7 protein-coding genes are annotated in these 14,339 nt (G+C 71.9%); 5 read left to right on the plus strand and 2 right to left on the minus strand.

The genetic code is table 11. The annotated features are described in order from the left end of the window. Positions 1-328: 328 nt before the first annotated feature. Together OP79_RS36440 and OP79_RS36445 are read right to left on the minus strand one after the other, a co-directional pair. Complete coding sequence (locus OP79_RS36440; protein WP_033326501.1) at positions 329-1,561, minus strand: serine/threonine-protein kinase; 1,233 nt, start codon at positions 1,559-1,561, stop codon at positions 329-331. A gap of 205 nt (positions 1,562-1,766) precedes the next feature. Further along, positions 1,767-3,473 (minus strand): serine/threonine-protein kinase, encoded by a 1,707-nt coding sequence (locus OP79_RS36445; RefSeq protein WP_033326503.1) that lies wholly within the window; start codon positions 3,471-3,473, stop codon positions 1,767-1,769. A gap of 409 nt (positions 3,474-3,882) precedes the next feature. Between OP79_RS36445 and OP79_RS52535 the strand changes: the two genes are divergently transcribed. The 5 genes from OP79_RS52535 (at position 3,883) to OP79_RS36470 (ending at position 14,303) form a co-directional block, all read left to right on the plus strand. Continuing rightward, complete coding sequence (locus OP79_RS52535; RefSeq protein ID WP_033326506.1) at positions 3,883-7,914, plus strand: FHA domain-containing protein; 4,032 nt, start codon at positions 3,883-3,885, stop codon at positions 7,912-7,914. 278 nt (positions 7,915-8,192) lie between these two features. Next, positions 8,193-9,578: an ABC transporter substrate-binding protein gene (locus OP79_RS36455; protein ID WP_033326508.1), complete on the plus strand. Its 1,386-nt coding sequence runs from the start codon at positions 8,193-8,195 to the stop codon at positions 9,576-9,578. A gap of 9 nt (positions 9,579-9,587) precedes the next feature. Next, on the plus strand, positions 9,588-10,940 hold the full coding sequence (locus OP79_RS36460; protein WP_078492228.1) for a carbohydrate ABC transporter permease: 1,353 nt from the start codon (positions 9,588-9,590) through the stop codon (positions 10,938-10,940). A 107-nt stretch (positions 10,941-11,047) separates the two neighbouring features. After that, a complete protein-coding gene (locus OP79_RS36465) occupies positions 11,048-11,851 on the plus strand; it encodes a carbohydrate ABC transporter permease (RefSeq protein WP_106972566.1) in 804 nt (267 codons plus the stop codon). Positions 11,852-11,987: 136 nt separating this feature from the next. Beyond that, positions 11,988-14,303, plus strand: a complete 2,316-nt coding sequence (locus OP79_RS36470) for a bifunctional glycosyltransferase/CDP-glycerol:glycerophosphate glycerophosphotransferase (protein WP_078492229.1) — start codon at positions 11,988-11,990, stop codon at positions 14,301-14,303. Positions 14,304-14,339 lie beyond the last annotated feature (36 nt).

The following is a 14,339-nucleotide window of genomic DNA, read 5'->3' on the forward strand; positions in this document are numbered from 1 at the left end:
TCGCGCAGTTCCCCGCGCCCCTAAAAGCAAAAGCCTGCGGCTCCACCCACCGCCAGCCACAACGAACCCGCGGCTTCTCACCGGCGGGAGGGGTCGTGGGCCGGTGCGTCGTATGCCCGTCGCTTAGATCCGGTCTCGGAGAACCAGGGCCTTGTACCAGGCCAGGGCCGTATGCCCACCCTGCGACGGGCTGACGCACCGGCCCACGGCCCCGCACCCACCACCCACCCAAGGGGCGCGGGGAACGGCGCGACCAGCCACAACGAACCCGCACCCGCCAATGCACCCCAACCACATGCCCCATAGGCACCCCGAACAGGGGCGACGGTTACGGCGAAGCCGGAGCCGACGCCCCCGGCCCCCGCGGCGTCGCGTCCGCGTTGTCGCCCGTCGTGGCGAGCCACGTGCCGACACCGACCGCTGCCGCCAGCGCGACGGCCACCGCGCTGAGCGTGAGGCGTCGGCGCCGGGCCACGGCACGGTTCCGGGCGGAGCCGGGCCGCGGGGCGCCGGCGGCGCGCGGTGCGCGGGCGGTGCCCCTGGCGCCGCCCGCCAGCTCGTCCGGCCCCGGCACCCGCATGCTCGTATGCGTGTCACGGTTCGAGTCGGGGGCAGCCCGCCCCGGCACCAGGGGCACCGCACCCCGCCGCACCCGCTCGACGTCACGCGGAGCCTCCGGCTCCGCGGGCGCCGCGTCGAACTCCGGCTCCGGCTCGTCCACATCCAGCGGCGGCATCCCCGCCAGTTCGGGCAGCTGCTCCCGCAGCCGCGCCCCCAGCTCGGACGCCCGCAACCGCGACGCCGGCGCCTTCGCCAGGCACTGCACGAGCAGCTGCCACAGCTCGTCGGGAATCCCGGGAAGCGGAACCACCGTCTCCGTGACATGCCGCCGCAGCACCGCTCCGGGGTGACCGCCGCCGAACGGCGTGAACCCGGCCAGCAGCTCGTACAGCACGGTCGCCAGCGCGTAGATGTCGACGGCCGCCCGAGGAGGCAGCCCCTCGATGATCTCGGGCGCCAGATAGTCCGGCGTACCGATGATCTTCGTCGCCCGGGTCCGCCGCGGCGAGTCGATGAGCTTGGCCACACCGAAGTCCGTCAGCAGCGCCGGATGCGAGCCGCCGGGCCCGAGCGGACCCTGCATGTCCAGCAGTACGTTCTCGGGCTTGACGTCGCGGTGCACCACACCCGCCGCGTGCGCGGCAGCGAGCCCGTCCGCGACATCGGCGACGATCGCGACCGCGGCCTCGGGAGCCAGCCGCCGCTCGCGGTCGAGCCGGGTCCGCAGATCCGTGCCCCGTACGAGATCCATGACCAGCGCGAGGTCGTTGCCGTCGACCACCAGGTCACGCACGGAGACGACATGCGGGTGATCGAGTCCGAGCAGCGCCGTCCGCTCCTGGACGAAGCGCCCCACGAGCTCCTGGTCGGAGGCGAGGTCCTCACGCAACAGCTTGATGGCGACGGGCCCTTCCGGCCCCTCGCCCAGCCACACCGTGCCGGCGCTGCCCCGCCCCAGAATCTGGTGCGCGGTGTACCGGCTGCCGATCTTCCGTGCCAAGACTGCTCCTACGGACGCGTGTTGTCGCTAAAGCTACGCGCCCGCAGACCCAAGCTTCACTCCGGAGACAGAAATCACCCGCCAGGTGTCGACAAATCCCCAGAACCGCACCGCGATTCTGGGGATTCGGGATGGAGCCGAGCATGCCTGAAGGGCCCCAAAGGGGCCTCAGGTGAACTAAAGGGAGATGAGGGACGAGAGGGGCCTACTGGCCGGAAGTACCCGAACCCGAGTCGAAGCTGGAGATCAGGTCCCCCACCCAGTCCGTCGCCGTCGTGAACCAGTCCGTCAGCTGCTCCCAGTACCCCTTGGTCGTACCGATCCACTCCTGGAGCGGACTCAGTTCCCAGATCAGCCACCCCGCCACGACCAGGATGATGACCGTGAACAGGCACCCCTTGAGGCACCCGAGCCCGGGGATCTTCATCGGGTTGGCGCTGCGCTGGCGCGGCTCACGCGGCGGACGGGGCTCGCGAGGCGGCCTCGACGCGGGCTGCTGGGGCGGCGGCGCGGGAGCGTACCGCTGCGGCTGCTGCTGGGGCTGCCGCTGAGGTGCGTACTGCTGCGGCTGGCCCTGGGGCGGATAGCCCTGCTGAGGCCGCTGCTGGGGCCGCTGTCGCGGCTGCTGCTGCGGCTGCTGCGGACGGGCGACCTGTCGCTGCGGACGCCGCCGCAGCGGGTCCTCGCCGGGGTCGAGATACGACTGGACCTGGGTCTGCTCGTTGCGGTCGCGGGCCGCGCGCAGCTGGTTCTGCCAGGGGTGCGGGTCTTCCGGGCCGCCGGACGGCGGCTGGTTCGGCGGCACCGGCGGCATCACCGAGGTGGGGTCGGAGGCGCCGCGGCGCGGCAGTACGGAGGTGGGGTCGGCGTCACCGGAGCCTGCGCCGGCACTGGTGTGCGGCAGGACGCTGGTCGCGCCGTTCGGGTCGTACGAACCGGAGCCGTGCTGCAGCACCTGCGTGGGGTCGGCGGCCCAGGATTCGCCCGGCACGGTGGCGGGTGCCGGGTCCGGGGCGAGCAGCGCGCCGACGCCCTCGGCGGCGGCGATCTGCGCGGAGGTCGCGTGCACGCCGACGCCTTCGGCGACCGCACGGAGACCGCGCGCGAGGTTCTCGGCGCTGGGCCTGTCGTCCGGGTTCTTGCGCAGGCAGCGCTCGATGACCGTCCACAGGGGGTCGGGGACCGTGGAGGGGCGGCGCGGTTCGGCGCTGAGGTGCTGGTGGAGCACCTCGAGGGAAGAACCACCGGAGAACGGCGGACGGCCGGTGACCAGCTCGTACATCATGATTCCGGCGCCGTAGACGTCGACGGCGGAGGTCTGCGGGCGGCCCTCGGCGGACTCGGGGGCGATGTACGCGGGCGTACCGACGAACTCGTGGGTGCGGGTCAGGCCGGGTGAGTCGGCGAGCCGGGCGATGCCGAAGTCGGTCAGCATCGGATGCATCTGGCCGCCGTCCTGCTTGAGCAGGACGTTCGCGGGCTTCAGGTCGCGGTGGACGACGCCGTCGGCGTGGCTGGCGGCGAGCGCGTCGGCGACCTGGGCGGTGAGGAGGGCGGCGGCGACGGGGCTGAAGGGGCCGTTCTCGCGCAGGTAGCGGTGCAGGTCGGGGCCTTCGACCAGGTCCATGACGAGGGCGAGGAGGTCGCCTTCGACGACGAGGTCGCGTACCCGGACGATGTTCGGGTGGGTGAGGCGGAGCAGGACGGAGCGCTCCCGCAGGAACCGCATCACGACATCCGCGTCGTTGGCGAGCTCTTCCTTGAGGACCTTGATCGCCACGGTCTCGCCGGGCTGGCCCGGAACGGCCGCCTCGGCTCCCGCGGTCTCCCTCTGGCGGGCTCGCCAGACGGTGCCTGTGGCGCCGCGCCCAAGCGGCTCCTCAAGGAGGTACTTGCTCCCTACCGGCCGCACGTCATGCGCTCCCTGCTGCTTGCCTGGTTGGTTCGTCACCCTTGCTACGGGTGTTCCGACCCACTGTAGTGCCGCTGCACGAGGCACCGGGTTGTCGTCATCCTGTGGATGCCGTCTTGTGGATTACGTGGGGCGATCCCCTCCGTTTCAGGCAAAGACGCTCACTCCTGGGCGGTTGGTTGCGGGATCTTGGCGTGATCGATCCCAATGGGGCACTGGTCAGGCATTTTTGCGGGCAGAGCCGACCAATCAAGATCACTTATTTGTGGGAAGCGGGCGCGTTGTCAGTGGCAGGTGCGAGGATGCCTCCAGTACTGGCCGACGTGCCCGAGTGCGGTGGGGGGAGCTGCGTGGGGATCGCAGCGCAGCCTCGTCGCGGGCGCCCGCGCAGAAGGGACCGCTGACGGCGATGCAGATCCGGCTGACCGTCGTAGACCCGTTGGGGACGCGCCCCGAGGGGCGAGCCGCGTCCTGCGACGTGCTGGTGACGGCGCCCGCCGGGACCGCGCTCGCCGCGGTGTCCTCCGGACTCGCCTCGGCGGTGGGGGGCGAGGGTCCCGGTGTGCTGTACGCGGGAGCGGAGCGGCTCGACGCACAGCGCTGCACGCTCGGTGAGCCGCCGCTGATCGACGGCGCGGTGCTGTGCCTGGGCGCCCCGGCGGAACCCGGCCCCGAGGTCGACGCGGCCGCGGCCCAGCTCCATGTCGTCGCCGGTCCGGACGCGGGCGGCGTCCATCTGCTGCACGGCGGCCGTATCGACATCGGCCGCTCCGCCGACGCGGACGTGCCCCTGGACGACCCGGACGTCTCCCGACTGCACTGCGCCGTCACGGTCGCCGCGGACGGGCGGGTGTCGGTCGCGGACCTCGGCTCCACCAACGGCACGACGCTGGACGGCACGCGCGTGGGCGAGCGTCCGGTGCGGTTGGCGCCGAGGGCGCTGCTGCGGGTGGGCGAGTCGGCGTTGCGGCTGGCTCGGGCGGGGGATGGCGCGGCGGCACGGGAGACGGTGCCGGACGGGGAGGGGCATGTACGGGTGCTGGGGGCACCCGAGGAGCCGCTGCCCGGGCCCGCCGAAGCCGAAATCGCGCCGCACACGCGCGTGGCGGAAGGTGACGACTCCGCCCTGGTGGCGAGCGATACGCACCATGGCTTCGGTACGGCCGGGTGGGGAGCCGCGGAGGGCAGTTCCTCCGGGGCGCAGGGGCACGGCTCCGTGGAGCCGCCCGTCGGGCCCGAGCAGGGCGGAGCACCCGAGGTCGAGGACACGGGGAGGGCAGGGAGGGCCGGGAGCACCCGGAAGGACACGCCGACGCGGGGTACGACCGTGCCGCCCGGGACGGTTCCGCGCGGCGCGCGCAAACGCGGCGGGCTCTCGGCGTGGGCCCGGCGCCTGGCGGGCGGCCGGGGCGAAGGGTCCGGGACGTCGGCGTACGAGGGCTCCGAAGAGGACGCAGCGGACGCAGCGCCGTCCCCCGGGCTCGTCGCGGAGGCGGCCGCCCGGGAGCCGGAGCGGTGGCCCGACCCCGCGGCGCTGCTCCTGGCCGCGCTCGGGCCGGGGCCCCGGCTGTGGGAGCGCGGCTCCGAGCACCCGGAGACGCTCGCGGTGCGGCTCGGTACGGCGGACCGGAGCGCACCCGACGGTTCGGGGCTGCTGCCCGCGGTGCCGGTGACCACCGGATTGCGGGAGGTCGGGGCGCTGGGCATCGCGGGACCGCGGCCTCGTCTCTCCGGGCTCGCGCGCGCGGTGGTGGCGCAGCTCGCCGCGCTGCACTCCCCCGACACGCTGGAGATCGTCCTGCTCAGCGCGGACCGCTCGCGCCCCCTGGAGGACCGCATCGCCGAGTGGTCCTGGCTCGGCTGGCTCCCCCACCTCCGCCCCACCCACGGCCAGGACTGCCGCCTCCTCCTGGCCTACGACCGCGAACAGACCACGTCCCGCACAGAGGAACTGCTCCGCCGCCTGGAGGATCACGCGACGGATACGGCCCGCAGGACGGGGGCCCGGCCCTCGTACGCGACTGCCGCGGGGGTTTCCCGCGGGGCCCAGACCCACGTCACCGCCGCCGCCCCGGACACGACCGGCACCATCCCGGTCCCGGCTGCGCGCCGAGCGGGCGACGCCGAGGCAGGGGGCGGCTACGGCGGCGTCGCCGTACCGTCCGCCGACGGCACCCATGTGGGTAGCCCGTCGGGCGGCCAGGGCGGTGGCGGGCAGGCCTACGACGACGCGGCGACCGACCGCCCCGGGTCGACCGCGGACAGCGCCCGCCCGGGTCACCCGCCGGACAACCGCGCCGGTGGCGAGCGCGACTGCGGCGACGCCGCAACCAGCCGCCCCGGGCCAGCAGCCGGAAGCGCCCGCCCAGGTCAGCGGTCGAGCGACCCAGGCCTCGCCACCCGCGGCGACGGCAAGAGCGACCGCCCCGGACCGTCCGCCGAAGACGCCCACTCAGGACGCCGGCCGGACGCCCACGGCGCCCCCGGGCGCGACTCCGGGGCAGTCACCGGCAGTGCCTCCGGCGCGGCCCAGCACGCCGACAGTGAGCGCCGCAACGGCAACGGCGTAAGCCACCCCCTCGAACCCTCCACCGAAGGTGCCCACCCCCAGCACCCGCCGACCCACCACGGCGATCCCACCCCTGGCGGGGCACCCGTCACCGGACGTGACAGCAACGCCACCCACCTAGGGTTTTCGCTGGGCGGCGGGCAAGTCGACGACACCCCCCGAGGCCGCGGCCACCGGCCCTCCTGGGCGCGGAGCGACGAAGCGGGCGACGGCGAGTGGCGCGGCCCGTACACCGTGGTCGTGGTGGACGGGGATCCCGGGCCGGCCGCCGTGCGGGAAGCCGTGTCGCGGCTGGCGGTGGAGGGGCCGCGGATCGGGATCCATGTCGTGTGCCTGGCCGAGACGGTGGCCGCGTCTCCCGCCTCGCCGGTGACGGAGACGTACGAGGCGGCCTGTGCGGCTTCGTCGGTGTTCCGGGACTGCGGAGCCGTCGCCCTGCTCAGCGGGGACGTGGCCACGGCGCTGCGGCTGCTGCGGGTCGCACCGGGCGCCCCCGAAGGCGCCGCACGCACCCAGGCCGCGGAGCTCCCCCGTGGACCCGTCGGCCATGGCACCGTGGCCGCCGTCGACGCGGTGTCCATGGCCTGGGCCGAGCGGTTCGCACGGGCGCTGGCCCCGTTGCGTACGGACGCCGTCCCCGGTGAGCGGCACGCGCGCGTGTCCGCGCCGTTGCCCCAAGCGGCGCGGCTGCTCGACGAGTTGGGGCTGGCCCGGGCCACCCCGGCGTCCCTGATGGCTCGCTGGGCGGACGCGGCCGACGACACGGAGGCGCTCGGCGGTCGCGCGGTCGCCGTGCTCGGGGCCGGGCCACGCGGGCCGGCGAGTGTGGACCTCGTCCAGGAGGGCCCGCATCTGCTGATCGAGGGGCCTTCGGGCAGCGGGCGTTCGGAGTTGCTGCGTTCCGTCGCCGCCTCGCTCGCCGCCGCGGAGCGGCCCGACCGGCTGGGGATCGTGCTCATCGACGGGTGGGACAGCACCGGAGGCGGCGCTGCCGCGCGCGGTGAGGGCCTGCGGGTCTGTACCGACCTGCCCCATGTCACCACGCATCTCGCGGCCCATGACCCGGTCCGTATGCGGGAGTTCGCCCAGTCCCTCACCGCCGAGCTGAAGCGGCGGGCCGAGCTGCTCGGCCGCCTCGACTTCACCGAGTGGCACGCACGGCAGCAGCTCCAGGGCCGCATCGTGGGCCAGCGCTCGGCGAACGGTTCCACCACCGCACCCCGCGGAGCCACCACTCGCCCAGGAACCACCACCGCCCACCCCACCCCCGGCGCCGCCGACCTGGACACACCCCCGAGCTCCACCCTCCGCCTGCGCCCCGCTTCGGAGCGGCAGCGGGCGGCGGCGGAGACGGGTCCCCCGCTCCCCCGGCTGGTCGTGATCGTCGACGATCTGGACGCGTTGCTGTCCCCCGCACTGGGCTCGCCAGGACGCCCCGCGGCCGGATCCGTCGTACGAGCCCTGGAAGCCGTGGCGCGCAGCGGTCACCGGCTCGGGGTGCACCTGGTGGCGGCCACCGCGGGCGGGCCCCGTACCGCCGAGACGGAGCTGGCCCGGCAGGCCGCCCTGCGCATCGCCCTCGAAGCCCCCTCGTCCGGCCCGGAGGACCCCGCCCCCGGCCGCGGACGCCTCACCGGTCCCCGCGGCCGGTCAACTCCCTTCCAGGGAGGCCGAGTCACGGGCCGTATCCCCCGCACGTCAACGCTGCGCCCCACGGTCGTCCCCCTTGAATGGGACCGAATGGGCGACCCGCCCGCCCGTCGCCCCATACGCGAATTGGGCAACGGTCCGACGGACCTGGCCCTCCTCGCCAGCGCCCTGGAGCGAGCCGCGCGCTCCGTGTCGGCCACGGAAGTGCCCTCGTTGCTCTGAAGTCGTCTGGAGTCGTCTGGAGTCGTCTGCAGCCGTCTGAAGCCGTCCTTGAAGCCGCAGTTCTGTACAGCCCTCAACCACCTGACGACTCCTTACGACCGCGCACAACTCCACACACCACTCCATTCGACTCCATCGGCATGAGCGCACGTCACGACGCGATTACGATCACGCACTTGACACCGCAGGCGCTCTTGCCGCCGCCAAGCGGGCAGGCGTACACCGGGAGCGCACGGGAACAGCAGCGCTCGGACGTTCGACGGAGAACGGGGCTAGTCATGCGCAGCACTCTTCGTACACGCAGGCCGAACAGGAAAGGCAGGGCCGCGAAGGCCGCAGCCGCCGTCGTCGCGGGGGCGATGGCGTTAGCGCTCACCGCATGCGGCGGCGACGGCAACGACGACACAGGAAGCGACGGCGGCAAGACGGAAAAGGCCGCCACCGTGAAGCTCCCCAAGCTCGACGGCCAGAAGCTGGAGGTCGCGGCCGTCTGGACGGGCCCGGAGCAGGACAACTTCACCAAGGTCCTGGACGAGTTCGAGAAGCGGACGGGCGCCGAGGTCAGCTACGTACCGACCGGCAACAACACCTCCACCTTCCTGGGCACGAAGATCCAGGGCGGCCAGCCGCCGAACGTGGCGTTCCTGCCGCAGGTCGGCGTGCTCCACCAGTTCGCCGACAAGGGCTGGGTCAAGCCGCTGAGCGCCGAGGCACAGGCACAGCTCGACAAGAACTTCTCGGCGGGCTGGAAGGATCTGGGCGCGTACAAGGACAAGCAGTACGGCGTCTACGCGAAGGCCGCCAACAAGTCCCTGATCTGGTACAACACCGCCGCGTACGAGGCCGCCGGGATCACCGAGGAGCCGAAGACCTGGGACGAGTTCGTCCAGACCGCGCAGACGCTGTCGGACGCCGGTTCGCCCGCGGTCTCCATCGGCGGGCAGGACGGCTGGACCCTCACCGACTGGTTCGAGAACATCTACCTCTCGCAGGCGGGCCCGGAGAAGTACGACCAGCTGGCGAAGCACGAGATCAAGTGGACGGATCCCTCCGTGAAGGAGGCCCTGACCACCCTGGCCCAACTGTGGGGCAAGGACGACCTGATCGCGGGCGGCAAGGCCGGCGCGCTGCGCACCGAGTTCCCCAAGTCGGTGACGAACACCTTCTCCGGTGACACCCCGGCAGCGATGGTCTTCGAGGGCGACTTCGTCGCGGCGAACATCAACGCCGACACGGACGCCAAGATCGGCACGGACGCGAAGGTCTTCCCCTTCCCGGCCGTCGGCGCCGAGTCGCCGGTGGTCAGCGGCGGTGACATGGCCGTGGCCCTGAAGGACGACAAGGGCTCGCAGGCCCTGCTGACCTTCCTCGCGTCGACCGACGCGGCCGAGATCTGGGCCGCGCAGGGCGGCTTCGTCTCCCCCAACAAGGAGATGGACCTCAAGTCGTACAAGGACGATGTGACCCGGGACATCGCCGAGGCGCTGCTCGCCGCGGGCGACGACTTCCGCTTCGACATGTCCGACCAGGCTCCCGCCGCCTTCGGTGGCACCCAGGGGCAGGGCGAGTGGAAGGCGTTGCAGGACTTCCTGAAGAGTCCCTCGAACGTCGACGGGATTCAGCAACAGCTGGAAGCGGCCGCCGCCAAGGCGTACGAGGGCTGACGGCAGCCGATGTCGTCCCAGGTGGCGATGGCGGGGGGCTCCTCGGGTCCGGTGCCCCCTGCCCGGAAGCGTAAGAGCGTGATGGGCACCCGGCCGTGGGTGGCGGGACTGTTCCTGCTGCCCGCGCTGGTGCTGCTCGGCGCGCTCGTGGTCTACCCGATCGGGTACTCGGTCTGGCGCAGTCTGTACGACGCCGACGGCTCATCCTTCGTCGGCATGCAGAACTACGGCGACATCTTCACGGACGACGCCACCTTCACCGCCGTCAAGAACACCGCGATCTGGGTCGCGGTCGCCCCCGCCCTGGTCACCGGGCTCGGCCTGATCTTCGCCGTGCTGATGGAGCGGGTGCGCTGGTCGACGGCGTTCAAGATGGTCATCTTCATGCCGATGGCGATCTCCATGCTCGCGGCGGGCATCATCTTCCGGCTCGTCTACGAGGCGGATCCCGACCAGGGCGTGGCCAACGCCGTGGTGGTGGGGGTGCACGACACCTTCGCCGAGTCGTCCGTCTATCCCAACGCGCGCCCCTCGCCGCAGAGTGATCTCAAGGCGTCCGGAGGCGGCGCCTTCACGACGACGGACACGGTGAGGGCGGGGGTTCCGGCCCTGCTCCCGCTGGTCGGCATCGCCCCGAACAAGCTGCCCGGCGATCCCGTGGACGCCATGCCCGCCGAGTCCGCGGGCGACGAGGTGTCCGGCACGGTCTGGCTGGACTTCAGGCTGGGCGGCGGCGGTGAGAAGGGCGCCATCGACGCGCGCGAGAAGGGCCTCTCGGGCATCAAGGTCGAAGCGGTCAAGGACGGCAAGGTCGTGGCGTCCGCAGAGGCGGCCGACGACGGTACGTTCAGGCTGCCCACGGAGGCGGACGGTGCCCAACTCCGGCTGCCCGCCTCGAACTTCGCGGCGCCCTACAACGGTGTCGACTGGCTCGGCCCGAGCCTGGTCACTCCGGCCATCATCGGTGCGTACGCCTGGATGTGGGCGGGTTTCGCGATGGTGCTCATCGCGGCGGGTCTCGCCGGGGTGGACCGCAACCTCCTGGAGGCGGCCCGGGTCGACGGGGCCAACGAGTGGCAGGTGTTCCGCAGGGTCACGGTGCCCCTGCTCATGCCGGTCCTCGTGGTCGTACTGATCACGTTGATGATCAACGTGATGAAGATCTTCGACCTCATCTTCATCATCGCGCCGCAGCCCACCCAGGACGAGGCCAATGTGCTGGCCCTCCAGCTCTACAACGCGGCGTTCACCGGCAGCGGCGACCTCGGCCTCGGCAGCGCGATCGGCATCGTCCTGTTGCTGCTCGTCATGCCGGTGATGATCGTCAACATCCGCCGACTGCGAAGGGAGCGCCGACGGTGACCGCACCCTCCGTACCCGTGAAAGAACCCCTGGTGGCCGTGGAGCCGTCCGGCCCGCCCCCGCGCTCACTGGTCTCCCGGCTGGCGAGCGGCGCGGCCGGCGGCGTGATGCGGGTCTTCCTCATCCTGATCGCGCTGCTCTGGGTGACGCCGACGGTGGGTCTGCTCGCCTCGTCGTTCCGCGATCCGACGGACATCGCCGAGTCCGGCTGGTGGACCGTCTTCAGCAAACCGTCCGAGCTCACCATCGAGAGCTACTCGACGCTGCTCGGCAACGAGGACATCACCGACTCCCTGCTCAACACGATCTGGATCACCGTTCCGGCCACCGCCATGGTGATCGTCATCGGGGCCATGGCCGGATACGCCTTCGCCTGGATGGACTTCAAGGGCCGCGACTGGTGGTTCCTGGTCGTGGTGGCGCTGCTCGTGGTGCCGGTGCAGGTGGCCCTGATCCCGCTGGCCGACCTCTTCGGCGACCTCGGGCTCTTCGGCACCATCTTCGGTGTCGTCCTGTTCCATGTGGGCTTCGGCCTGCCGTTCGCGATCTTCCTGCTGCGGAACTTCTTCGCGGAGATCCCCCGTGAACTCCTGGAGGCCGCACGGCTCGACGGGGCGGGCGAGATCCGGCTGTTCACCACCGTGGTCCTGCCGCTCGGCGCGCCCGCGATCGCGTCGCTCGGCATCTTCCAGTTCCTGTGGGTGTGGAACGACATGCTGGTGGCGCTGGTCTTCTCGGGCTCCGGCTCAAAGCCGTTGACGGTCGCGCTGACCGAGCAGACCCGGCAGTTCTCCGGCAACATCGAGACGCTCGCGCCGGGCGCGTTCATCTCGATGGTGATCCCGCTGGCGGTGTTCTTCGCGTTCCAGCGGCAGTTCGTGTCCGGTGTGATGGCGGGCGCGGTGAAGTAGCGCTTCGGGGAGTGCGGTGAGGGGCTCTCCGCCCCTCACCGCACTTCTGACATCCCCCATATGCCACGTCTGGCGTAACCACGTCACCCCTTCGGCCGTTTCCGGGCAGTCTGCCGCGCCGACCCCTGGATGTGACGTGCCCCGGTTCAGTGTCATCGTCCCCGCGTACAAAGTGCAGGCCTACCTGCACGCCTGCCTGACGTCCGTCCTCGAACAGTCCTTCCCGGACCTCGAGTTGATCGCCGTCGACGACTGCTCGCCGGACGCCTGCGGCTCGATCATCGACGAGTTCGCCGCCCGCGACCCTCGCGTACGGCCCGTGCACCTCGACGAGCACGTGGGCCCCGGCCCGGCCCGCAACGCCGGTCTGGAGCGGGCGAAGGGCGACTACCTGGTCTTCCTGGACGGCAAGGACAGCCTCACCCCGCACGCGCTGATCGCCATCGCCGACCGGCTGAAGGAGACCGAGGACCCGGACGTCCTGGTGTACGACCACGCGCGCACCTTCTGGACGGGCGAAACACTGCGCAGCGTCCAGTCCGCGCAGCTCACCGAGCGGGGCCCGGCGCCGTTCCGGCTCGACGACCGGCCGGGGCTGCTCAAGGTCCTCATGGTGGTGGGGAACAAGGCGTACCGCCGGGAGTTCATCGAGCGGGAGGGCTTCACGTTCCCTCCCGGCCACTACGAGGACACCCCCTGGACGTACTCGGTTCTGATGGCCTCCGAGACCATCGCGACGCTCGACCGCGTCTGTGTCCACTACCGCCAGCGACGCCAGGGGAGCATGCCCAGCGCACCCGGCACGACCACCGGCCGGGGCCACTTCGACATCTTCGACCAGTACGACCGTGCCTTCGCCCACCTCGACGCGCACCCGGAACTGGCGCACTGGCGCCCCGTCCTGTTCCGCCGCATGGTCGACCACCTCTCGGCCGTGTTCCTCGGACGCGACCGGCTGCCGCGCGACTCCCGTCCCGAGTTCCTGCGCCGGGCCCGCGCCCACTACGCCCGCTATCGCGTGCCGGGCGCCCGCCTCCCGGCCCGCAACTGGCTGCGGCACGTGCTCATCCGCCTGGGCAGCCACCGCACGTATCGCACGCTGTGCGCGGCGGCGCGGCTGAAGAGGCAGGTGACGGAAGGCGCCACGGCGGCATTCCGTGGTGTACGGGCCGTGGCGCTGCGGCTGCACTACCGCGTCCAGCTCCGGCTTCCCGTACGGGCCGACCGCGCCGTGTTCTCCAACGGGAACGGACGCGGTTACGGCTGCAACCCGGCGGCGCTGGAGGACGCGTTCCGGACGTACGCGCCGGACATCCGCACCGCGTGGATCGCGGCGCCCGAGCACCACCACACCGTCCCGACCTCGACCCGCAAACTGACCCCGGACACGGCCGCGTACTGGACAGCGCTCGCCCGCTCCAAGTACCTCGTCAACAACACCGACTTCGACCGCAAGCTGGTCAAGCGACCGGGGCAGATCCTGGTCCAGACGCAGGCCGGCACCCCGCTCAAGCGCATGGGCCTGGATCTCCAGGACCGCCCGGCGGCGGCCCGCGGCACGGACTTCGCCGAACTGCTGCGCGGCGTCGACCAGTGGGACTACTGCCTGTCCGGCAACCGCCACACCACGCTCGTCTGGGAGCGCGTCTTCCCCTCCGGCTATACGACGCTCGAGTACGGCCAGCCCCGCAACGACGTGTTCCAGCGGGCGACTTCGGCGGACGTGGCCCGGCTGCGCGAGACGCTCGGCATCCCCGAGAACGCGGTCGCGATCCTGTACGCGCCGACGCACCGCGACTACCGCCACTCCCAGCGCACCATGCTCGACCTGGAACGCGTCCTACGCCAACTCGGCCCGCGCTACGTACTGTTGACCCGCGCGCATCCCTCGTACGGGCAGCCGCTGACCCGCAGCGGCGGCCGGCTGATCGATGTGTCGGAGCATCCGAGCATCGAGTCCCTGTGCCTGGCCTCGGACGCGCTGATCACCGACTTCTCCTCCCTGATGTTCGACTACGCGAATCTCGACCGGCCGATCGTGATCCACGCGGACGACTGGGCGGCGTACGAGGCGGCACGCGGCACCTACTTCGATCTGCGCACCTTCCCGCCGGGAGTCGTCGCGCGCAGCGAGGACGAACTGATCGACATCTTCGCGACCGGCCACTGGCACGGCTCGCGCTCCGCGCAGCTGCGGGACGCGTTCCGGAAGCGCTTCTGCCCGTACGACGACGGGCGGGCCGCCGAACGTGTCGTACGCCGGGTCGTGCTCGGTGAGACCGCCGGGCTGCCGGCCGTGCTGCCGCTCGACGAGCGCCATCCGGTGCCGTCTGCGGAGGATGGCATTCCTTGGGTGCTCGATTCCGCCCGAACCGGGGATTATCCGACCGCCTCACCACGGGCAACTGTTTCGACACCCGGAGTTTCCATTCCCGTCGTTGACAGCCCCTGAAGCCCTCGGATCCCATCCTCCAACACACAGAAATTC

This window comes from Streptomyces yerevanensis (assembly GCF_000716805.1).
Taxonomy (GTDB): domain Bacteria; phylum Actinomycetota; class Actinomycetes; order Streptomycetales; family Streptomycetaceae; genus Streptomyces; species Streptomyces flaveus.